Annotated in this window: 22 protein-coding genes; 16 read left to right on the top strand and 6 right to left on the bottom strand. The window is 60.1% G+C overall.

The window, feature by feature from the left end:
• Nucleotides 1-86: 86 nt before the first annotated feature.
• From AC13RC_RS30600 to hslV, 3 genes are all read right to left on the bottom strand, one after another.
• The gene (locus AC13RC_RS30600) at nucleotides 87-1,040 is read right to left on the bottom strand and encodes a DUF1402 family protein (protein ID WP_113389640.1); all 954 of its coding nucleotides are present in this window, start codon (nucleotides 1,038-1,040) and stop codon (nucleotides 87-89) included.
• Nucleotides 1,041-1,202: 162 nt separating this feature from the next.
• Nucleotides 1,203-2,513, bottom strand: a complete 1,311-nt coding sequence (gene hslU, locus AC13RC_RS30595; protein WP_069613954.1) for an ATP-dependent protease ATPase subunit HslU — start codon at nucleotides 2,511-2,513, stop codon at nucleotides 1,203-1,205.
• Nucleotides 2,514-2,560: 47 nt separating this feature from the next.
• Nucleotides 2,561-3,088, bottom strand: a complete 528-nt coding sequence (gene hslV / locus AC13RC_RS30590) for an ATP-dependent protease subunit HslV (protein ID WP_113333876.1) — start codon at nucleotides 3,086-3,088, stop codon at nucleotides 2,561-2,563.
• Between the two features lie 213 nt (nucleotides 3,089-3,301).
• Between hslV and hisB the strand changes: the two genes are divergently transcribed.
• From hisB to coaA, 7 genes are read left to right on the top strand one after another with little or no spacing between them, the layout of a single operon-like run.
• A complete protein-coding gene (gene hisB, locus AC13RC_RS30585) occupies nucleotides 3,302-3,910 on the top strand; it encodes an imidazoleglycerol-phosphate dehydratase HisB (protein ID WP_015338215.1) in 609 nt (202 codons plus the stop codon).
• 24 nt (nucleotides 3,911-3,934) lie between these two features.
• On the top strand, nucleotides 3,935-4,432 hold the full coding sequence (locus tag AC13RC_RS30580; protein WP_113389641.1) for a DUF2628 domain-containing protein: 498 nt from the start codon (nucleotides 3,935-3,937) through the stop codon (nucleotides 4,430-4,432).
• 2 nt (nucleotides 4,433-4,434) lie between these two features.
• Complete coding sequence (gene hisH, locus AC13RC_RS30575; RefSeq protein ID WP_488559480.1) at nucleotides 4,435-5,085, top strand: imidazole glycerol phosphate synthase subunit HisH; 651 nt, start codon at nucleotides 4,435-4,437, stop codon at nucleotides 5,083-5,085.
• A 25-nt stretch (nucleotides 5,086-5,110) separates the two neighbouring features.
• Nucleotides 5,111-5,854 carry a 1-(5-phosphoribosyl)-5-[(5-phosphoribosylamino)methylideneamino]imidazole-4-carboxamide isomerase gene (gene hisA / locus AC13RC_RS30570; RefSeq protein ID WP_113352885.1) on the top strand — a complete coding sequence of 248 codons (744 nt, stop codon included), beginning with the start codon at nucleotides 5,111-5,113 and terminating at the stop codon, nucleotides 5,852-5,854.
• Nucleotides 5,851-6,639 (top strand): imidazole glycerol phosphate synthase subunit HisF, encoded by a 789-nt coding sequence (gene hisF / locus AC13RC_RS30565; protein WP_113250780.1) that lies wholly within the window; start codon nucleotides 5,851-5,853, stop codon nucleotides 6,637-6,639. The genes hisA and hisF overlap by 4 nt, the downstream gene beginning before the upstream one ends.
• A 13-nt stretch (nucleotides 6,640-6,652) precedes the next feature.
• Nucleotides 6,653-6,967 (top strand): phosphoribosyl-ATP diphosphatase, encoded by a 315-nt coding sequence (locus tag AC13RC_RS30560; RefSeq protein ID WP_488559479.1) that lies wholly within the window; start codon nucleotides 6,653-6,655, stop codon nucleotides 6,965-6,967.
• Between the two features lie 5 nt (nucleotides 6,968-6,972).
• Nucleotides 6,973-7,968, top strand: a complete 996-nt coding sequence (gene coaA, locus AC13RC_RS30555; RefSeq protein ID WP_069613947.1) for a type I pantothenate kinase — start codon at nucleotides 6,973-6,975, stop codon at nucleotides 7,966-7,968.
• 3 nt (nucleotides 7,969-7,971) lie between these two features.
• Here coaA and AC13RC_RS30550 read toward each other — a convergent pair whose 3' ends face one another.
• From AC13RC_RS30550 to AC13RC_RS30540, 3 genes are all read right to left on the bottom strand, one after another.
• A complete protein-coding gene (locus tag AC13RC_RS30550; protein WP_113389644.1) occupies nucleotides 7,972-8,580 on the bottom strand; it encodes an alpha-ketoglutarate-dependent dioxygenase AlkB family protein in 609 nt (202 codons plus the stop codon).
• A 286-nt stretch (nucleotides 8,581-8,866) separates the two neighbouring features.
• Complete coding sequence (arfB, locus tag AC13RC_RS30545) at nucleotides 8,867-9,301, bottom strand: alternative ribosome rescue aminoacyl-tRNA hydrolase ArfB (protein ID WP_069613945.1); 435 nt, start codon at nucleotides 9,299-9,301, stop codon at nucleotides 8,867-8,869.
• Nucleotides 9,302-9,418: 117 nt separating this feature from the next.
• Entirely contained in the window at nucleotides 9,419-11,029 is a 1,611-nt protein-coding gene (locus AC13RC_RS30540; RefSeq protein WP_488559478.1) for a phosphoenolpyruvate carboxykinase, read from the bottom strand.
• A gap of 351 nt (nucleotides 11,030-11,380) precedes the next feature.
• On the opposite strand from AC13RC_RS30540, the gene AC13RC_RS30535 reads away from it, so the two are divergent.
• The 9 genes from AC13RC_RS30535 to AC13RC_RS30495 all read left to right on the top strand — a co-directional run bounded on the left by AC13RC_RS30535 (nucleotide 11,381) and on the right by AC13RC_RS30495 (nucleotide 22,003).
• On the top strand, nucleotides 11,381-12,112 hold the full coding sequence (locus AC13RC_RS30535) for a response regulator transcription factor (protein WP_197044218.1): 732 nt from the start codon (nucleotides 11,381-11,383) through the stop codon (nucleotides 12,110-12,112).
• A gap of 105 nt (nucleotides 12,113-12,217) precedes the next feature.
• Nucleotides 12,218-14,011 (top strand): sensor histidine kinase, encoded by a 1,794-nt coding sequence (locus AC13RC_RS30530; RefSeq protein ID WP_173002576.1) that lies wholly within the window; start codon nucleotides 12,218-12,220, stop codon nucleotides 14,009-14,011.
• Nucleotides 14,012-14,019: 8 nt separating this feature from the next.
• On the top strand, nucleotides 14,020-14,484 hold the full coding sequence (locus tag AC13RC_RS30525) for an HPr kinase/phosphorylase (protein ID WP_113395807.1): 465 nt from the start codon (nucleotides 14,020-14,022) through the stop codon (nucleotides 14,482-14,484).
• Nucleotides 14,485-14,624: 140 nt separating this feature from the next.
• The gene (locus tag AC13RC_RS30520; RefSeq protein ID WP_015338202.1) at nucleotides 14,625-15,026 is read left to right on the top strand and encodes a PTS sugar transporter subunit IIA; all 402 of its coding nucleotides are present in this window, start codon (nucleotides 14,625-14,627) and stop codon (nucleotides 15,024-15,026) included.
• 19 nt (nucleotides 15,027-15,045) lie between these two features.
• Nucleotides 15,046-15,321, top strand: coding sequence for an HPr family phosphocarrier protein (locus AC13RC_RS30515; protein WP_069613940.1), 276 nt, complete (start codon nucleotides 15,046-15,048; stop codon nucleotides 15,319-15,321).
• A gap of 183 nt (nucleotides 15,322-15,504) precedes the next feature.
• The gene (gene ahcY / locus AC13RC_RS30510) at nucleotides 15,505-16,905 is read left to right on the top strand and encodes an adenosylhomocysteinase (RefSeq protein ID WP_113352879.1); all 1,401 of its coding nucleotides are present in this window, start codon (nucleotides 15,505-15,507) and stop codon (nucleotides 16,903-16,905) included.
• Between the two features lie 204 nt (nucleotides 16,906-17,109).
• Entirely contained in the window at nucleotides 17,110-19,689 is a 2,580-nt protein-coding gene (locus AC13RC_RS30505) for a PAS domain-containing sensor histidine kinase (protein WP_113352878.1), read from the top strand.
• Nucleotides 19,686-21,197 (top strand): tRNA (adenosine(37)-N6)-threonylcarbamoyltransferase complex ATPase subunit type 1 TsaE, encoded by a 1,512-nt coding sequence (gene tsaE, locus AC13RC_RS30500; protein ID WP_488559477.1) that lies wholly within the window; start codon nucleotides 19,686-19,688, stop codon nucleotides 21,195-21,197. The genes AC13RC_RS30505 and tsaE overlap by 4 nt, the downstream gene beginning before the upstream one ends.
• Before the next feature lie 74 nt (nucleotides 21,198-21,271).
• Entirely contained in the window at nucleotides 21,272-22,003 is a 732-nt protein-coding gene (locus AC13RC_RS30495) for a nucleotidyltransferase family protein (protein WP_488559476.1), read from the top strand.

The following is a 22,003-nucleotide window of genomic DNA, read 5'->3' as shown; positions in this document are numbered from 1 at the left end:
TAATCTAAGCCGCTGGAACGGCGTGCCCATCCGATATGGGGAACGCCGCCGGCAAAATCCAGACGATAAAACGTCGCGCTGCGCGCTTATAAAAGCGATTTTAGGTCGCTGAGCTTATCATTGATGAGCCACCCATAGTAATTTTCCTCCGGCCAGACCGGCTGCGAGGAACCACGGTTCTTGGCGGCAAGGGCGGCAGCGCGCTTGCGGGAATTGCCGAGATTGTAGAGCGTCGCGGTGATGCCCGGATTGCCCGAAATATCCATGCCGGCGATCGAGCGATAGTCGTCGATCGACTTGCGGATCGACGCGGCGACAAAGGCGAGCGACAGATCCGGATCCATGATCGCCTTGTAAACGCCGCCGGCATCCTTTTCATCCAGCTTCGGAATCCCTGAGGTGCGGCTGACGAGATCGGAGAGTTCAAGCGCCGTCAGCGGATTGACCTGACCGAGGCCGAAGGTCTGGCCGGCATAGAAGGGCTGGAAGAAGACGGCGCTGAAGCGATTGTCGGGATAGGATTTGCCACCAACTGTCTTGCCGCGGAAATCATCTTCCCAGACATCCTCGCGGCAGGTCCAGAGGCTGTAGGAATCACCCTTGCCCTTGCAGGCATCGAATTGCGGCCGGGCAACGAAATCATCGACGTTTTCGCCGTTGTAAGCGAAGCGGAAGCTCTGGCCGGCATAGGAGGCAGCCTTGACATAATAGGACTGCAGGCCGTCATAGGCATCGACGTTATAGGTATGCTCGCCGACGAGCGCGCCGATGATGTGGATCGGATCGATGCCGTAGGCCCGCGCCGTCGACTTGATCTTCGACATCAGCTTCGTATCGGTCGCCAGCAGTTCGCGGACCTTTTGGTACTTGCGTTCGAAGGTCGAATTCGTGCCGCGCGTGCGCCGGACGGAGGCGCCGGGAACCGGCGGCTGCTCGGCATTGCGGTTGCCCGGAGGCACCGTGGTCGCCGCATCCGCATGGGCTGGTATCCAGGAGAAGCTGGCGACCGCCAGAAGGAGAGTGATCAGTATGCGTCGCACGATGGCTGCCCCGTCGAAGTTTCAACCGATGTTTCCGTGCGACGGACTGGCGGATAATCTTGGCCGAATAAAGCCATCCGACATAAGGAAACGGGCCCCTAACTAAAAAGTTAACGGCCCGTTGTCGAGTGTCTACTGTTTAGATCGCCTTTGCCGGCCCGCTTACAGAATGAAGCGGGACAGGTCGGTGTTACTGGCGAGGTCGCCGACATGTTCGCGGACATAAGCGGCATCGATGGTCACCGATACGCCGGCGCGGTCCGAGGCATTGTAGGAGATCTCGTCGAGCACCCGCTCCATGACCGTCTGCAGGCGACGGGCGCCGATATTCTCGACGGTCGAATTCAGATGCACCGCGACATCGGCGAGCGCGTCGATGGCATCATCGGTGAAGTCGAGCTTCAGGTCTTCGGTTTCCATCAGTGCCTTGTACTGGCGGATGAGGCTCGCCTGCGGCTCGGTGAGGATGCGGCGGAAGTCTTCCTTGGTCAGCGGACGGAGCTCGACGCGGATCGGCAGGCGGCCCTGCAGTTCCGGCAGAAGGTCCGAAGGCTTCGAGACATGGAACGCGCCCGATGCGATGAAGAGGATATGGTCGGTCTTGACCGGACCATACTTCGTCGAAACGGTCGTACCTTCCACAAGCGGCAGCAGGTCGCGCTGTACGCCTTCACGGGAGACGCCGGCACCCATGCCACCATCGCGGGCGGCGATCTTGTCGATCTCGTCGAGGAAGACGATGCCGTCATTCTCGGCCGATTGCACGGCTTCGCGCTGGATCGCCTCGTTGTCGATCAGCTTGTCCGACTCGTCGCGGATCAGTTCCTTGTAGGAATCCTTGACGGTCGTGCGCACCTTCTTCGTGCGGCCGCCCATCGCCTTGCCGAACATTTCGGAGAGGTTGAGCACGCCGATATTGGCGCCGGGCATACCGGGAATCTCAAAGCCGCCGGGCATGCCGGAGCCGGTATCGGCCACTTCGATCTCGATTTCCTTGTCGTCGAGCTGGCCATCACGCAGCTTCTTGCGGAAGCTGTCGCGCGTTGCCGGCGAGGCGGTGGCACCAACCAGCGCATCGAGCACGCGCTCTTCGGCACTCATATGTGCCTTGGCCTGCACCTCGGCGCGCTTCTTTTCCCGCACCAGGCCGATGCCGACTTCGACGAGATCGCGGATGATCTGCTCGACATCGCGGCCAACATAGCCGACCTCGGTGAACTTCGTGGCCTCGACCTTGATGAAGGGGGCGCCGGCGAGCTTGGCAAGGCGGCGGGAGATTTCCGTCTTACCGACACCGGTCGGGCCGATCATCAGGATGTTCTTGGGCATGACTTCGTCGCGCAGTTCAGGCTCGAGCTGCTGGCGACGCCAGCGGTTGCGCAAGGCAATCGCCACGGCGCGCTTGGCCTCGTGCTGGCCGACAATATAGCGATCGAGCTCGGAAACGATCTCGCGGGGGGAAAAAGTGGTCATTTCGTATGTTCCCTATCAGGGCTGGAAACTATCAAGAGAGGAACGTCTTAGGCTTCGGCATCGAGCGTTTCGACGACCACATTGTGGTTGGTGTAGACGCAGATGTCGGCAGCAATATCGAGAGCGCGGCGGGCGACGTCTTCAGCTGACTTGTCGCTATCCATTAGCGCGCGTGCGGCGGCGAGCGCATAATTGCCGCCGGAACCGATCGCCATGGCGCCATGTTCGGGCTCAAGCACATCGCCGTTTCCGGTGATGGCGAGCGTCACTTGTTTGTCGGCAACCAGCATCATGGCTTCGAGGTTGCGCAGATATTTGTCGGTGCGCCAGTCCTTGGCAAGCTCGACGGCGGCACGCATCAGCTGGCCGGGATATTGTTCGAGCTTCTTTTCTAGGCGTTCGAGGAGAGTGAAGGCATCGGCGGTCGCGCCGGCGAAACCGGCGATGACATCGCCCTTGCCGATGCGGCGAACCTTGCGCGCATTGCCCTTCATCACGGTCTGGCCAAGGCTCACCTGGCCATCACCAGCCATCACCACCTTGCCACCCTTGCGAATAGTCACGATTGTCGTCATTTAACACCTGTTTGCCCCCGTTTCGGCGGGCTTTCTGCCGGGCCGCGTATCGGCCCCGTCAGCACCTATGTAAGAGGGGTTTTTGCGATTGCAAATGGCAACCGCGCCCGAATGATGCCGTCAAGCCGGCTAAACGCATAAGCCCCGCGCGTAACTTCTGGATATTTCCCGATACGCCTGATAAGGAACGGCCGTATTCCGATGGAGCAGCCCATGGCAGAGACCGCAGCGAGCCGCACGGCAAGCGTTTCCCGCAAAACCAACGAGACCTCGGTCTCCGTTTCCGTCAACATCGACGGCAGCGGTAAATCGACGATTTCGACGGGGGTCGGCTTCTTCGACCATATGCTGGAACAGCTGTCGCGACATTCGCTGATTGATATGGAGATCGACACCAAGGGCGACCTGCATGTCGACGATCACCATGCCGTCGAGGATACCGGGATCGCGATCGGCCAGGCCATTGCCAAGGCGCTGGGCGACCGGCGCGGCATCACCCGCTATGCCTCGATCGACCTCGCCATGGACGAGACGATGACGAAGGCGGCCGTCGATCTCTCGGGCCGGCCCTTTCTCGTCTGGAACGTTTCCTTCAGCGCCCCGAAGATCGGCACCTTCGATACCGAGCTGGTGCGCGAATTCTTCCAGGCCTTAGCGCAGAATGCCGGTATCACCTTGCATATCCTCAACCATTATGGCGCCAACAATCACCATATAGCCGAGACATGCTTCAAGGCCGTTGCGCGCGCATTGCGCACCGCAACCGAGATCGATCCGCGGCAGGCAGGCCGCGTGCCTTCGACGAAAGGCACGCTCGCCTGAGCCCCGAACTGGGGAATTGAGGAAATGGCAAGCTATCTGATTTTGACTCCGCCCGGAGCGACGAACCGGTCCGAAGCATCGGATCGGTATCGCGATGACACGCGATTCATCCGCGACGGCTTTTCATGGACGGCGTTTCTATTTCCGACGCTCTGGATGCTCTTTCATCGGCTGTGGCTGTATGCGGTCGCCGCCTTTCTGCTGCAGGGCATCGCGCTGGAGCTGATGCGGCAGCCGGGCTTTTTCGCCGCAGGGGCAGCACTTCTGCTTGGCGTGCATGTCCTTGCGGCTCTTGAGGGCCGGCACGCGATCAGCAATCATCTCCTCGCCCGCGGCTGGACGGTTGAAAACCTCGTCTCGGCACACGATTTGGCGACAGCAGAGGAAATCCATTTTTCCGAACTAGCGCAGGCGCCCAACCCGAATATCCATGTGAAAAATTGGGATATCTCGGCCACCAACACGAATACCAGCCGCCAAGGCCCGAGCTTCGGCCTTCCCGGCTATGATGGAGGACGCTGACCATGCGCGTCGCGATTATCGACTATGGTTCCGGCAATCTGCGCTCAGCTACCAAGGCTTTCGAGCGGGCGGCCCGCGAGGCGGGCATCGACGCCGAGATCGACCTCACCGATGACGCCGAGCGCGTCGCCACCGCGGATCGCATCGTGCTTCCCGGCGTCGGTGCCTATGCCGATTGCCGTCGCGGCCTCGATGCCGTTCCCGGCATGACGGAAGCCGTCATCGACGTCGTGGAACACAAGGCCCGCCCCTTCCTTGGCATCTGCGTCGGCATGCAGCTGATGTCATCGCGCGGGCTGGAAAAGACGATCACGCAAGGCTTCGGCTGGATTAAGGGCGACGTCAAGGAAATGACGCCGAGCGATCCCGACCTGAAAATCCCGCAGATCGGCTGGAACACACTGGATATTCGCCATCCGCACGCACTCTTCGACGGGATTGAGACCGGGCCTGACGGCCTGCACGCTTATTTCGTCCATTCCTACCATCTGGCCGCCGACCACAGCGACGACGTGATCGCGACGACGAATTATAGCGGGCCGATGACCGCTTTCGTCGGTCGAGACAACATTGCCGGCGCTCAGTTCCATCCGGAAAAGAGCCAGAAACTCGGCCTTGCCCTGATCGCCAATTTCCTGCGCTGGAAGCCATAAGGCTCGCGCTCCAAGGACAGACATCATGATTCTTTTTCCCGCTATCGACCTAAAAGACGGCCAATGCGTGCGCCTCAAGCTCGGAGACATGGAGCAGGCGACCGTCTACAATCCCGATCCCGGCGCTCAGGCGAAAGCCTTTGAAGACCAGGGCTTCGAATGGCTGCATGTCGTCGATCTCAATGGTGCCTTCGCCGGCGAAACCGTGAACGGCGCTGCGGTCGACGCCATCCTCAAGGCGACAAAAAATCCGGTGCAGCTCGGCGGCGGCATCCGCACGCTCGATCATATCGAAAACTGGCTGTCGCGCGGGCTTGCCCGCGTCATCCTCGGCACGGTTGCCGTGCGTGACCCGGCGCTGGTCGTCGAAGCCTGTAGGCGCTATCCGGGTCACATCGCCGTCGGCATCGATGCCAAAGGCGGCAAAGTGGCAGTCGAGGGCTGGGCGGAGGCTTCCGAACTCGGCGTCATCGAACTCGCCAAGAAATTCGAGGGCGTTGGCGTTGCCGCCATTATCTACACCGATATCGACCGCGACGGCGTTCTGACTGGCATCAACTGGGACTCGACGCTCGAACTGGCCAATGCCGTTTCCATCCCCGTCATCGCCTCCGGCGGGCTTGCCTCGCTGGACGATATCCGCCGCATGATTCAGCCGGATGCCCGCAAACTGGAAGGTGCGATTTCCGGCCGCGCGCTTTATGATGGCCGGATCGATCCGAAGGAAGCACTGGCGCTGATCAAACAGGCCAAGGAGGCAGCGCAATGACCCTGAAAGCCCGCGTCATCCCCTGCCTCGACGTCAAGGACGGCCGCGTCGTCAAGGGTGTCAACTTCGTCAATCTCGTCGATGCCGGCGATCCCGTCGAAGCCGCCAAGGCCTATGATGCTGCCGGCGCCGACGAACTCTGCTTCCTAGATATCACTGCTTCTTCCGACAATCGCGACACGATCTTCGACGTGGTGGCCCGCACGGCAGAACAATGCTTCATGCCGGTCACGGTCGGCGGCGGCGTGCGCACTATTGCCGATATCCGCAAGCTGCTGCTTTGCGGCGCCGACAAGGTTTCGATCAATTCGGCGGCAGTCAACAATCCCGATTTCGTGGCCGAGGCGGCCGACAAATTCGGCAACCAGTGCATCGTCGTTTCCATCGATGCCAAGCGGCGACGCACCGAGGCGCTCGGAGGCGACAATCTGAGCGCTTGGGAGATCTATACCCATGGCGGCCGCAATGCGACGGGCATCGATGCCGTCGATTTTGCCCGCAGGATGGTGGAGCGCGGCGCCGGCGAGTTGCTCGTCACCTCCATGGATCGGGACGGCACCAAAGTCGGCTACGATCTGGAGCTGACGCGGGCGATCGCCGATGCGGTGCGCGTGCCCGTCATTGCATCCGGCGGCGTCGGCGATCTCGACGACCTCGTCGCAGGCGTCAAGGAAGGTCATGCGACGGCCGTACTTGCGGCGTCGATCTTCCACTTCGGCACCTATTCGGTGGGCGAAGCAAAGCGCTACATGGCCGAGCGCGGCATTCCCATGCGGCTGGATTAGGAGACAGCGAGCGATGAGCGGATTTACCCTTTCCGACCTCGAACGGATCGTCGAGGAACGCTCCAAGGCCTCGCCGGGCGAATCCTGGACGGCAAAGCTTCTTGCTGCCGGCCAGCCGAAAGCGGCGAAGAAGCTCGGCGAAGAGGCGATCGAGGCGGTGATGGCGGCGGTCGTCAATGATCGCGACAACCTCACCTATGAGGCGGCCGATCTGCTGTATCATCTTTTAGTCGTATTGAAGATTGCCGGCATTCCGTTAGAGAATGTCATGGGTGAGCTTGAGAGGCGCACCAGTCAATCCGGCCTTCAAGAGAAGGCAAGCCGGTAAAACCGATGACGATAGCGACCAAGACCGAGCCAACACACGAGACGCTCGATATTTTCCAGGCGAAAGCCTATTCGCCCTACTATTTCTTCTCCTCGGAAGAATGGGCGAAATTCAGGGCCGACACACCGCTGACGCTGACCGCCGACGAAGTGACGCGGCTGCGCTCCATGGGCGACCCGATCGATCTCGACGAAGTCCGGCGCATCTATCTTTCGCTGTCACGGCTTTTGTCCTCGCATGTGGAATCCTCGCAGATCCTTTTCGAGCAGCGCAATCGCTTCCTCAGTCTTTCCGATATCGCCAAGACGCCCTTCGTCATCGGCATCGCCGGATCGGTCGCTGTCGGCAAATCCACCACGGCCCGTATCCTGAAGGAGCTGCTGGGCCGCTGGCCATCGAGCCCGAAGGTCGATCTCGTCACCACGGACGGCTTTCTCTATCCGAACGCCGAGCTGCAGCGCCGCAACCTGATGCAGCGCAAGGGTTTTCCGGAAAGCTACGATACGGCGGCACTGCTGCGTTTCCTCTCGGCGATCAAGGCCGGCCAGCCGAATGTGCAGGCGCCCTCCTATTCGCACCTCGTCTATGACGTGCTGCCGAACGAATTCAAGACGGTCGATCGCCCGGATATCCTCATCTTCGAAGGCATCAACGTGCTGCAATCGCGGCATCTGCCTGCTGACGGCAAGATCGTGCCGATGGTCTCGGATTTCTTCGACTTCTCCATCTATATCGATGCCGACGAGGAGCTCATCCACAATTGGTACGTCGCCCGCTTCATGCGGCTGCGCGAGACGGCCTTCCGCGACCCCAACTCCTTCTTCCATCGCTATGCTTCCATCAGCGAGGACGAGGCCTTGGCGATTGCCGAGGGGCTTTGGAAGAATATCAACCTGAAGAATTTGCGCCAGAACATCCTGCCGACGCGGCCGCGCGCCGACCTCATCCTGCAGAAGGGGAAGAATCATCTGATCGAGCAGGTGGCGTTGAGGAAACTCTGAGGCTCAGGGCTGAACACGCCTTAAAGTCAAGTTGATCCGCCCACCATTCTTCAGCAATGTCGAGGTTGCAGGATAGATGCGGTCGACACCGTGAAAGCACAATCTTCCCTCGCCGCCGAGAACGACGATATCGCCGCTCGCCAGCTTGAAGGATAGCGTGCGATCATTGCGGTTGAGGCCACCGACGCGAAAGAGGCAGGTGTTCCCGAGCGAGATCGATAGTACGGGCGCCTTGAGATCCTGTTCGTCACGATCCTGATGCAGGCCCATGCGGGCATTGTCGCCATAGAAATTGACGAGACAGGCTTCCGGCGGCTTTTCATAGCCTGCTATATCGTGCCAGAAATCCAGCAATTGCGATGGCATGGCCGGCCAGGGGCGACCGGTGACCGGATGCGTCGGCTGATAGCGATAGCCGCGCTGCTTGTCCGTCACCCAGCCGAGCGAACCGCAATTGGTCATGCGCACCGACATTTCCTTGCCGGTACCCGGCATGACCGGTGTGTACAGCGGCGCCTCGGCCACGATACCGCGAATCGTCTCGACGAGCGCTTCCTGGGCGGGACGGCCGAGATATCCGGGCAGATGGCGAATTCCGTTGGGGAGCAGCATCCATACTTCCTTTGCGCAACACTGGTCAGGTCAGTGCGCCATTGCCGCGCCTTCATGCATGGCCCCTCACCCCAACCCTCTCCCCGCCGGCAGGGCGAGGGGGTCTAATCTGCCTCAACTTAGCCGCCTCAAAGGGAGACTTATTGTTTCACGCTGACGTCCCTTCTCCCGCATGCCGAGAGAAGGCCAGGATGAGAGTCCAGGCACAGAACTACAGCAACGCCGTACTCGCCTGACAAGCCTCATTTTACTCAGCCAACTCAAAACTGCAGCCCGAAAGCCAACCCTAGTCGCCGCCGACCTTGCCGCGCATCTTCTTGACCTCGGAGCGTCCGGATTTTTCCTTCAGCCGGCGCTCGATTGATCCCTTCGTCGGCTTGGTCTTTCGGCGCGGCGGCGGGGGCGGAGCGGCCGCTTCGAGGATCAGTTCCTTCAGCCGCTCGCGCGCATCCTCGCGATTGCGATCCTGGCTGCGGAAGCGGCTGGCCTCGATCATCAGAACACCTTCCTTGGAGACGCGACGACCGGCAAGTCTAACCGCATTCGCCTTGACGCGATCCGTCAGCGATGGGGAATTCTGAACGTTGAAGAAAAGCTGAACTGCGGTTGCGACCTTGTTGACGTTCTGGCCGCCGGGACCGCCCGCCAGAACGAATTGTTCCGTCAGCTCCCAGCCGGCAATCGTGATCCGGTCGTTAATGTAAAGCGCTTCGCTGGCCATGATTTTCTCCGCGCCTGTCTATCCCACATTGATGCGCGGTTGAAAACCACTACCGGATAAAACGAAACCCGGCGAATCGGTCGCCGGGTTTCACGTGAGTCATTCCGCTCTGGATGATTATTCTGCAGCGACCGGCATCCCCGGAGCGGCATCACGGACGTTGCCGTCCACATGATCTTCGAACTTGGCGAAGTTCGTGACGAACATCTGTACTAGCTTCTTGGCCTGGGCATCGTAGGCTTCGCCATCGGCCCAGGTGGAGCGAGGATCGAGGATCGCAGTATCGACACCGTCGACCGCGACCGGAACCGCGAAGCCGAAATTCGCGTCCGTGCGGAATTCGACATTATCGAGGTCGCCCTTCAAAGCCGCCGCGAGCAGAGCGCGCGTCGCCTTGATCGGCATGCGGCTTCCCTTGCCATAGGCGCCACCGGTCCAGCCGGTGTTGACCAGCCAGCAACGGGCGCCGTGGCGGGCGATCAGCTCTTTGAGGAGATTGCCATATTCAGCCGGATGGCGCGGCATGAAAGGAGCGCCGAAGCAGGTCGAGAAGGTGGCTTCCGGCTCGACGACGCCCTTTTCCGTGCCGGCGACCTTGGCGGTGTAGCCGGACAGGAAGTGGTACATCGCCTGATCCGGCGTCAGCTTGGCGATCGGCGGCATGACGCCGAAAGCGTCGGCCGTCAGCATGATGATCGTCTCGGGATGACCGGTGATGCCGGATTCCGATGCATTCGGGATGAAATGCAGCGGATAGGCGCTGCGGGTGTTTTCCGTCAGCGAACCGTCATCAAGATCCGGCCTACCATGCTCGTCGAGCACGACATTTTCCAGGACGGTGCCGAAGCGGCGCGTTGTGGCGTAGATTTCCGGCTCGGCCTCGGCCGAAAGACGGATGGTCTTGGCGTAGCAGCCACCTTCGAAGTTGAAGATGCCGTTTTCACCCCAGCCATGTTCGTCATCGCCGATGAGCGTACGGCTCGGATCGGCCGACAGCGTCGTCTTGCCCGTGCCCGACAGGCCGAAGAAGATCGCGGCATCGCCTTCGGGACCGACATTGGCAGAGCAATGCATCGGCATGACGCCGCGTTCCGGGAGCAGGTAATTCAGGACGGTGAAGACCGATTTCTTCATTTCGCCGGCATAGGAGGTGCCGCCGATAAGGACGATGCCATTGACGAGATCACAGGCGATCACCGTTTCCGTGCGGCAGCCATGGCGCTCCGGATCGGCGCGGAAGCTCGGCAGGTCTATGATCGTCAGCTGCGGCACGAAGCTTTCCAGCGCCGCGCGATCCGGGCGGATCAGCAGGTTGCGGATGAACAACGAGTGCCAGGCGAATTCGGTAATGACGCGCGTTGGCAAAGCATAGTCGACATCGGCGCCGCCGATCAGATCCTGCACGAAGAGATCCTTGCCGCGGGCATGGGCCAGCATGTCCTCATGCAGGAGCTCAAAATGCTCCGGCAACATCGGCTTGTTGTTATCCCACCAGATCTGGTCTTCCGTGGCGGCATTGCGCACCACGAACTTGTCCTTCGGAGAACGGCCGGTGTGCTGGCCGGTCAAGGCCCTGAGCGCGCCATGGGCGGTCAGATCGGCTTCGCGGCGGCGAATCGCCTCTTCGTAAAGGTGAGCTTCCATGAGGTTGTAGCGCACACTGGCGGCGGCTCCCAGGCCGATCGATCCCAGTTCAGTCGCGGGATTGCGGACGCCGAATTGCTCCATCACTTTTTCCTCTACAAAGGGGCTTGGCCGTTAGAACTAACTAAAGCGTAGAGGGCTCTTTTAAAAAGCACAAGAGCTAGAAGCGAGAAATATTTAATGATATCAGTTATTTAATCGATTTAAATAAATTTCCTCAATTTTAAATCGTTTGAATAGAGGGTGGAGGGACGTCATGTCACACAACCTCTGCGCAAGGGTTTTTCCTCACAACAATCCTCCCCTTTATCTTTGCCACAATTTGTTCCACCTTTATCCCCATAAGCGCGCCAGGTTACCGCCGACCGAGCTGGCAGACCGCCTGGGCTGGATTCCAAATCCGGGAGACGCGCACTGATGACGGAGACGAACACCATGTTGACAATCGCGCTCGTTGACGACGACCGCAATATCCTGACTTCCGTATCGATTGCCTTGGAAGCAGAGGGATATAAGGTAGAAACCTACACGGACGGAGCTTCGGCGCTGGACGGCCTGCTTGCCCGGCCGCCGCAACTGGCGATCTTCGATATCAAGATGCCCCGCATGGACGGCATGGAGCTCCTGCGCCGCCTGCGGCAGAAGTCCGATCTGCCCGTGATCTTCCTCACCTCGAAGGATGAAGAGATCGACGAGCTTTTCGGCCTGAAGATGGGCGCCGACGACTTCATCACCAAGCCGTTCTCGCAGCGCTTGCTGGTCGAACGCGTCAAGGCTGTTCTCCGCCGTGCCTCCGCCCGAGACGCCGCAAACGCTGCCGGCGGCGCAGCCGCCGCCAAGCCGGGTGCTGTGCAGCAAGCCCGCTCGCTGGAACGGGGGCAGCTCGTGATGGACCAGGAACGCCATACCTGCACCTGGAAGGGCGAGCCGGTGACGCTCACCGTCACCGAATTCCTCATCCTGCATTCGCTTGCCCAGCGCCCCGGCGTGGTCAAGAGCCGCGACGCGCTGATGGATGCGGCTTATGACGAGCAAGTCTATGTCGACGACCGCACGATCGACAGCCACATCAAGCGGCTGCGCAAGAAATTCAAGATGGTCGACCTCGAATTTGATATGATCGAGACGCTGTATGGCGTGGGCTATCGCTTCCGCGAAGCAGCATAATAGTTAGCGAGACCATACGGATAGTTAACTGGACCATACGGCGGACAATGGATTAAGAGCATGCGGACGGGGTCGCCGACCCCGTTCTTCGAAAGGGCCGTAGGCTTGGCACAGCTGGTGCAGGACAGGGATATAGACGACTCGGAAAGCCCGAGCGGCGCTCGAATCGCGCGCCGGCGCTGGACCCATCCCTTCGTCCTGATCCGCCGCATCTTCGGCAATGCCGTCTTTTCAAGCCTGACGCGACGCATCCTGTTCTTCAATCTGGCCGCCCTCGTCGTTCTGGTCGGCGGCATTCTCTATCTCAATCAGTTCCGCGAGGGCCTGATCGATGCCCGTGTCGAAAGCCTTTTGACGCAGGGCGAGATCATCGCCGGTGCCGTCTCGGCTTCGGCATCGGTCGACACCAACTCCATCACCATCGATCCGCAGAAGCTGCTGGAGCTGCAGGCCGGCCAGAGCATCACGCCCGTTCCGAACGACGAGGATCTGGAATTCCCGATCGATCCGGAAAAGGTGGCGCCGGTGCTGACGCGGCTGATCTCGCCGACGCGCACGCGCGCACGCATCTTCGATGCCGACGCGAACCTGCTGCTCGACAGCCGCCATCTCTATTCCCGCGGCCAGGTGCTGCGCTACGATCTGCCACCCGTCGACGACGAGAAGCAGAGCTGGTCCGACTGGTTCAGCGGCTTGCTCAACAAGATGCTGCAGCCGGGTAACCTGCCTGTCTATAAGGAAGCGCCCGGCGGCGACGGCTCCATCTATCCCGAGGTCATGAATGCGCTGACCGGCGTGCGCGGCGCCGTGGTCCGCACCACGGAGAAGGGCGAACTGATCGTCTCGGTCGCCGTGCCGATCCAGCGCTTCCGCGCCGTGCTCGGCGTGCTGCTGCTGTCGACCCAGGCCGGCGATATCGACAAGATCGTTCATGCCGAGCGCCTCGCGATCATGCGCGTCTTCGGCGTCGCGACGCTCGTCAACGTCGTGCTATCGTTGCTTTTGTCCTCCACCATCGCCAATCCGCTACGCCGGCTCTCGGCTGCGGCCATCCGCGTGCGCCGCGGCGGGGCGAAGGAGCGCGAGGAGATTCCGGACTTTTCCGCTCGCCAGGACGAGATCGGCAATCTGTCGATCGCGCTGCGGGATATGACATCGGCGCTCTACGATCGCATCGATGCGATCGAAAGCTTTGCGGCCGATGTCAGCCATGAACTCAAGAATCCGCTGACATCTCTGCGCAGCGCCGTCGAAACGCTGCCGCTCGCCAAGAGCGACGATTCCAAGAAGCGGCTGATGGATGTGATCCAGCATGACGTTCGCCGCCTCGACCGCCTGATCAGCGATATCTCCGATGCATCGCGCCTCGATGCCGAGCTTGCACGTTCGGATGCCAAGTCGCTCGATCTGGAAGTATTGCTGCGCGACATGATCGATATTTCCAGACAGGTCGGGCACAGCAAGAAATCTGTCGAGATCGACTATATTATCGACCGCAAGCCAGGCAATAAGGCGAACTTCTCCGTCGACGGCCACGACCTGCGCATCGGCCAGATCGTCACCAATCTCATCGAAAACGCACGATCCTTCGTCCCCGCGGAAACCGGCAAGATCACCGTGCGGCTGACGCGGACGCGGACGCGCTGTGTCATCTATATCGAGGATAATGGTCCCGGCATTCAGGCCGAAAATATCGACCGCATCTTCGAACGGTTCTATACCGACCGGCCCGAATCCGAAGGTTTCGGGCAGAATTCCGGCCTCGGCCTGTCGATCAGCCGGCAGATCGCCGAAGCGCATGGTGGCTCGCTGCGCGCCGAGAATATCGTCGACAGCGATGGCTCGACGCTGCTTGGCGCCCGCTTCATCCTATCGCTGCCAGCCCAGACGACGGCGTGAGCGGCCGCATGACGGGCGAGGCGACCAATTCCCACGCAACGGCGATCGTCATTGGCAGGATAGGGCTGCTGTTCCTTGGCCCCTCGGGCAGCGGCAAATCCGCCCTCGCCTTCTCCTGCCTTGCGGCTGCCAAGCCGCTGGGATTGACGGCAAGCCTGGTCGCAGACGACCGCGTGCTGATTGCCGAACAGAACGGCTCCATTATTGCGAAATGCCCGCCCTCGATCGCAGGGCTTATGGAAATCCGCTACACCGGTATCGTTCGCATGCCTTATATTTCCGAGGCCGAAATGCATTTTGCCGTTCGCCCTGTCGACCCGACAACCGCGGAAAGACTACCACCCGAGGATGAGCAGATCGATATTACCGCGTCTGCTCGGTTGCCGTTGATCCGATTGGCTGCAACCTCTGCGAATCCGCTTGCCGTAATAATGGCGAAAACCGGCGCAAGTTTTGGTGAATCGGCCATTTAGGCCCGCATAGGCGCGTAAATCCTGTATTTTAAGCTTGCACTTCGTCTTTTCATCGCCAAGATGTCCCCCCACTGGTGGACGACATTGCTGCATTGCGATATGGGCCACCTGTTTGCGTATGCGATGGGAGCAGTAATATCATGATTGGACTTGTGCTTGTCACTCATGGCAAGCTGGCTGAAGAGTTTCGGCATGCTGTCGAGCATGTCGTTGGTCCGCAGAAGTTCATAGAAACGGTATGCATTGGTCCCGAAGACGACATGGACAAGCGGCGGCAGGATATTCTGCAGGCCGTTGCCGGTGCCGACGACGGGCACGGCGTCATCATCCTCACCGATATGTTCGGCGGCACTCCTTCCAATCTCGCAATCTCCGTCATGAATAGCGGCCACACCGAGGTTATCGCCGGCGTCAATCTGCCGATGCTGATCAAGCTTGCAGGCGTGCGCGGCGACAACAACATGGAAAGGGCCCTGGTGGAAGCTTCAGAGGCCGGGCGTAAATATATCAACGTGGCCAGCCGTGTGCTCAGTGGCAAATAACGAGGCAAACACCGCCCCCATGACCGAGCTTTCCCGGGAACTCCTGATCATCAACAAGCGGGGTCTGCATGCCCGTGCGTCGGCGAAATTCGTGCAGACCGTCGAAGCCTACGACGCCGCCATCACCGTTTCAAAGGACGGCACCACCGTCGGCGGCACCTCGATCATGGGCCTCATGATGCTTGCCGCCAGCCCCGGCTGCAGCGTGCTTGTCACGGCAAGCGGCAATCAGGCCGCCGAAGCGCTTGAGGCGCTCGACCAGCTCGTCGCCAACAAGTTCGGCGAGGAAATCTAGGCTTTTCCGCCTCCTCCCCTGTGGATATAAAGACATAAAGACTTCTTTATATCATTATTGATTTCCACCCTGAAGCCTGCTACACGGCATCATTCCTACACGCTATAGCGTGCAATTCTTGTTGCATTCGGCTGAGGCGTCTGCCCGCGGCGCGATTGCATCGTTCAGGCTGGAGACTCATTGATGAGCGCTGAAAAGGACTACATCGTCGCCGATATCGGCCTTGCCGACTATGGTCGCAAGGAAATCGCAATCGCCGAAACCGAGATGCCAGGCCTGATGGCTTGCCGCGCCGAATTCGGCGAAGCGCAGCCGCTGAAGGGCGCACGCATCACTGGCTCCCTGCATATGACGATTCAAACGGCCGTTCTCATTGAGACGCTGGTGGCCCTCGGCGCTCAGGTGCGCTGGGCATCGTGCAACATCTTCTCGACGCAGGACCATGCCGCCGCGGCCATCGCCGCTTCCGGCGTTCCGGTCTTCGCCGTCAAGGGCGAGAGCCTTGAGGACTACTGGACCTACACGGACAAGATCTTCCAGTGGGCGGATGGCGGTCTCTCCAACATGATCCTCGACGACGGTGGCGACGCCACGATGTACATCCTGCTCGGCGCCCGCGCCGAAGCCGGCGAGGACGTACTCTCCCATCCGCATTCGGAAGAAGAGGAAATCCTCTTCGCACAGATCAAGAAGCGCCTGCAGGCAACGCCCGGCTGGTTCACCAAGCAGCGCGACGCCATCAAGGGCGTGACCGAAGAAACCACCACGGGCGTCAACCGCCTCTATCAGCTCAGCCAGAAGGGCCTGCTGCCCTTCCCGGCGATCAACGTCAACGACAGCGTCACCAAGTCGAAGTTCGACAACAAGTATGGCTGCAAGGAATCGCTGGTCGACGGTATCCGCCGCGCTACCGACGTCATGATGGCCGGCAAGGTCGCCGTCGTCTGCGGCTATGGTGACGTTGGCAAGGGTTCTGCCGCTTCGCTCTCCGGCGCCGGCGCCCGCGTCAAGGTCACCGAAGTCGACCCGATCTGCGCCCTGCAGGCCGCCATGGACGGCTATGAAGTCGTTCAGCTCGAGGACGTCGTTTCCTCGGCCGACATCTTCATCACCACGACCGGCAACAAGGACGTCATCCGCATCGACCATATGCGCGCGATGAAGGACATGGCGATCGTCGGCAATATCGGCCACTTCGACAACGAGATCCAGGTTGCCGCCCTGCGGAACCTCAAGTGGACGAACATTAAGCCGCAGGTCGACATGGTCGAGTTTGCCAAGGGCAACCGTATCATACTGCTATCGGAAGGCCGCCTGCTGAACCTCGGCAACGCCACCGGCCACCCATCCTTCGTGATGTCGGCTTCCTTCACCAACCAGACGCTGGCGCAGATCGAGCTCTTCACCAAGCCCGGGCACTACAAGAACGAAGTCTACGTACTGCCGAAGCACCTCGACGAGAAAGTTGCCCGTCTGCATCTTGCCAAGCTCGGCGTGAAGCTGACGGAGCTTTCGGAAGAGCAGGCTGCGTATATCGGCGTGACGCCGAAGGGCCCATTCAAGTCTGACCACTACAGATACTGATTATTAAAACAGTATCCACAACATCTTGTGGCCCTGGCATTGACAAATGCCGGGGCTTATTTTTTAGCCAGCTCCCTTCCCCCAGATTCTCCTAGGCAGTATTGTTTTTAAACTTGATTCGTGACGAACCGGGCGTGCCCGGAGCCATGAAAATGGGATGTCTTGTCAGGATGCGGCACATTATAGGACGGAGACAGACCTCTTATGTTTGAAGGGGAAGACAACCTGCATCAACCAGCGCTACATCGAGTGGCGACGCGGTTGCGGCAGGGCGGTGCATATTGGCTTTCGGCAAAAGCGAAGCTGGGCAAAGGTTGGCTGGTGCGCCTGAGCCGCTTACTGCAGCTCAGCGTTTTCGGCGGTCTCGTGACCGGCCTGGCAGGTCCCGTTCTCGCTCAAAGCAATGATGCCGCGCAGGCGAGCATGCGCCTCTTCACCTCTTCGGAAATGGCCATCTTCTCCGTCATCATTGGCGTGATCTCCGCCGCACTCCTCTCGACCATGTGGATGGTCCGACAGCGCGGCAACATGGAAAGCGAAAGCCGCGAGATCCGCACGGCCCTTTCGGATGCCAACCAGCGTATTTCGCAATATCAGGCGCTGATTGCCGACAAGAACCGCCGCATCGTCATCTGGGATGGCCCGAATGCGCGGCCCGAACTGCTCGGACAGCTTCCGGTCGAGACCGGCGCGCCGCAGGACAATGAATTCCTCGCCTTCGGTCGCTGGCTGAAATCATGGTCGGCCGGCGAGCTTGACAAGGCTATCGACACGCTGCGCAGCAGCGGCCAGAGCTTCGACATGGTGGTCGAGACCAATCGCGACGAAATTCTGGAGGCGCAGGGCCGCATTTCCGGCGGGCGCGCTTTTGTACGCTTCATCGCGCTCAACAACCTGCGCGCCGAACTCGCTGAGCTGAAGATCGAACGCGACCGGCTGATGACCTCGATCTCTACCTTCCAGAATTTGCTCGATGCCATCGACTTGCCGGTCTGGCAGCGCGATGCGGAAGGCAAGCTCACCTGGGTGAATCAGGCCTATGGCGAGGCCGTGGAAGCGGTTTCGACCGATGAAGCGGTGCGCGAGGGACGGGAATTCCTGACGACCGTGACCCGCGAGCGCATTCGTGCGGCAGCCACGCCGGAGTCGCCATTCCACGACAAGATTTCAACCGTCGTGCATGGCAACCGCACTTTCTTCGATGTCGTCGATGTGAAGGCTCCGAACGGTTCCGCCGGCATCGCCATCGACGTCTCCGAGGCAGAAGGCGTTCGAGCGGAGCTCGCACGCACGCTGAAGAGCCATGCCGAAACACTCGATCATCTGGCAACGCCGGTTGCGATCTTCGACGGCGAGCGGCGGCTGCAATTCTACAATCAGGCTTTCGTCCAGTTGTGGGAACTCGACATCGCGTTCCTCGAAAAGCGACCCGACAACAGCGAGCTTCTGGACAGGCTGCGCAGCGCCAAGAAGCTGCCCGAGCAGCTGAACTGGAAGACATGGAAGGACGGCGTACTTTCGGTCTATCGCGCACTCGATACACAGACCGATCTCTGGCATCTGCCCAACGGCCAGATTCTCCGGGTCTTCGCCACGGCGCATCCTCAAGGGGGTGCGACATGGGTGTTCGAGAACCTGACTGAACAGGTCGATCTCGAAACCCGCTACAACACCCTGGTCAAGGTTCAGGGCGAAACCATCGACCATCTGTCCGAAGGCGTCGCCGTTTTCGGTCCCGATGGCCGCATCCGCCTGTCGAATCCGGCCTTCCGCATTCTCTGGAACATCACAGAGGCACAGGCGAAGCCCGGGACGCATATTCAAGCCCTGGCCGAGGCGTGCGCGCCTTCTTACGACCGGCCGGACGGGTGGAAGCGGTTTGCCGAGCAGATCACCAGTTTCAACGACGAGCGGCCCTCATCGCAGGGCACTCTGGAACTTTACTCCAATCTTGTACTCGACTACGCCGTCATTCCTCTGCCGAATGCACAGACCATGCTGACATTTGTCAACAAGACCGACAGCGTGCGCGCCGAGCGCGCCCTGACCGAGAAGAACGAAGCGTTGCTGAAGGCGGACGAGCTGAAGAACGATTTCGTCCAGCACGTCTCCTACGAGCTGCGTTCGCCGCTGACTAATATCATCGGCTTTACCGACCTCCTGAAGACGCCGGGCATCGGCTCGCTGAACGAGCGGCAGGCCGAATATATCGACCATATCTCGACCTCGTCTTCCGTGCTGCTGACGCTGGTCAACGACATCCTTGATCTCGCCACGCTCGACGCCGGCATCATGCGGCTGAACTATTCCGAGATCGTGCTCTCCGACCTGCTTGACGAAGTCTCGATGCAGATCGCCGACCGGCTGCAGGAAAGCGGCGTGATGCTTGAAATCACCGTGCCGGCGCACCTCGGCTCTATCGTTGCCGATCAGCAGCGGCTGAAGCAGATCCTGCTGAAACTTCTGACCAATGCCGCCAATTTCGCGCCCGAGGGATCGACGATCTCGTTGAGATGCGGACGCGAAGGCACGGATTTCGTCTTCTCCGTCTCGGACAAGGGTCCCGGCATTCCCGAGGATTTGATCAACACGGTTTTCAACCGCTTCGCCTCCGGTGGCAAGGGCGGCAAGCGCAGCGGTGCCGGCCTTGGCCTTTCCATCGTCGAAAGCTTCGTCAGCCTGCATGAAGGCGAGGTTTCGATCGAAAGCCAGCCGGGCAAGGGAACGACGGTCACCTGCCGGATTCCTTCAGCCGAGCTGCCTCACTCCGTCGCAGCAGAATGACAGCCTCCGACAACAGCATTTCCCTTTTCCTCGCAGATGACGCCGCCACGGCGCAGCTCGGCGAGGATCTGGCGCTGGCCCTAAGGGTCGGCGACTGTCTGGCGCTATCAGGCGATCTCGGCGCGGGGAAATCCTCGCTGGCACGCGCGCTACTACGCGCCATGGCCGACGATTCCGAACTGGACGTGCCAAGCCCAACCTTTACGCTCGTGCAATCCTACGAGCTGCGTATCCCCGTCTCGCATTTCGATCTCTATCGCCTCGGCGATCCCAGCGAATTGACGGAACTCGGCTTCGACGAGGCCCTGCAGACCGGGATCTGCCTTGTGGAATGGCCTGAAATGGCCGAGGACGAATTGCCAAAAGAGCGCGTCGACCTCAAGCTGACGCATGAAGGCGAAGGGCGGTGCGCCGTGATTGCGGCACCGGCCAAGCAGATGGCGCGCATCGAGCGCGTATTGGCCATCCGCGCCTTTCTCGATTCGCACGGCTATCGCAGTGCCGCCAGACGTTTCCTCACGGGCGATGCCTCGCTGCGTGCCTATGAGTCCATCTATCCAAAGAATGGCGGCAGCCGCGTGATCCTGATGGATTGGCCGCGCGTCCCGGAAGGGCCGCCGGTGCTCGATGGGAAACCCTATCCGAAGGTCGCGCATCTCGCTTGGGATGCCTATCCCTTCGTGGCGATCGCCAATATCCTCCGCCAAAACGGCTTTGCCGCTCCGGAAATCTTTGCGGCTGATTACGACCAGGGCATTCTTCTGATCGAAGATCTCGGCACCGACGGCGTCCTGGATGCGGAGGGAAAACCGATTGCCGAGCGCTATCGCGAAAGCATCGCCTGCCTCGCGCATCTGCACAGCCTTTCGATCCCCCGCGATATCCCCGTTACGCCGGATCACATCCATCACATTCCGGATTTCGACCGGACCGCCATGAAGATGGAAGCGCGGCTGCTGCTCGACTGGCATCTGCCCTGGAAGCGGGGCACGCCGGCAAGCGATGAGGAACGGGCCGACTATCTCGCGATCTGGGACAAGCTGATCGATCAGCTCGAAGATGCGGAAAAGAACCTGCTGCTGCGTGACATGCATTCGCCAAACATCATCTGGCGGGCGCATGAACAGGGCATAAGGCGTATCGGCCTCATCGACTTCCAGGATGCGATGATCGGGCCAACCTCCTACGACGTCGCCTCGCTGGTGCAGGATGCGCGCGTGACGATCGAACGCGACCTGCATGACCAGCTTCTGGTCGACTATCTCGCACTTCGTCATGCCCAAGGCGGCTTCGACGAGACGAAATTCCTGAAGAGCTGGGCGATCATGTCGGCACAGCGCAATTGCAAGCTCGCCGGCCTCTGGGTGCGGCTCTTGCAGCGCGACGGCAAGCCGGGTTATCTCAAGCACATGCCGCGCACGCTCGCCTATCTCGCCATTGCTTTCGAGCATGAAGCGCTCGCACCTCTGCGAGAATGGTGCGAAAAGGCCGGAATCGGTCGAGCATAACAGCCAGGGAATGGCGACGGCTTTCCGGCCTTGTGCTATGGAAAGAAGATATTGAATCAAAAGTTCGAGACGAAATGACCATCAAGCAAGCCATGGTATTGGCGGCGGGGCTTGGAACCCGCATGCGACCGATCACCGACACCATCCCGAAGCCGCTGGTGAAGATCGCCGGCAAGCCGATGATCGATTATGCGCTGGATGCGTTGGCGGAAGCCGGCGTCGAGCAGGTCGTTGTCAACGTCCATCATCATGCGGATCAGATGGAAGCGCATCTGCGCGGCTACGACAAACTTAACATCCTGATCTCCGACGAACGGGATGCGCTGATGAACAATGGCGGCGGATTGGCTAAGGGATTGAAGCTTCTCGGCCGTGATCCGGTTTTCGTCATGAACTCGGATCTCTTCTGGATCGGCGAGAGCGAAGGGCAACCAACGAATCTCGAACGCTTAGCCGGATTCTTCGATATTGCACAAATGGACTTTGCCATGCTGTGCGTGGCGCTGGACAAGACGACGGGCCATAACGGTAAGAATGATTTCAGCTTGGCTGATGATGGTCGGCTATCGCGCTATAACGATGCCGCCGGCAATGGCGTCGTCTACGCCGGAACGTTGGTTATCAATCCGTCCTTTCTCGATGATGCTCCATCCGATGCCTTCAACATCAACACCTATTATGACAAGGCCATCGAGCGCGGCCGGCTCTATGGCACGATGATGGATGGTCACTGGTTGACAGTCGGTACGCCGGAAGCAATCGGCGAGGCGGAGGAAGCGATCCGGAATTTCCGGGCGTTTGCGTGA

The sequence above is a fragment of the Martinezella sp. CNPSo 3890 genome (genome assembly GCF_057784455.1).
The sequence above is the reverse complement of the archived record's forward strand: the minus strand, read 5'-3'. Positions and strand labels throughout refer to the sequence as shown.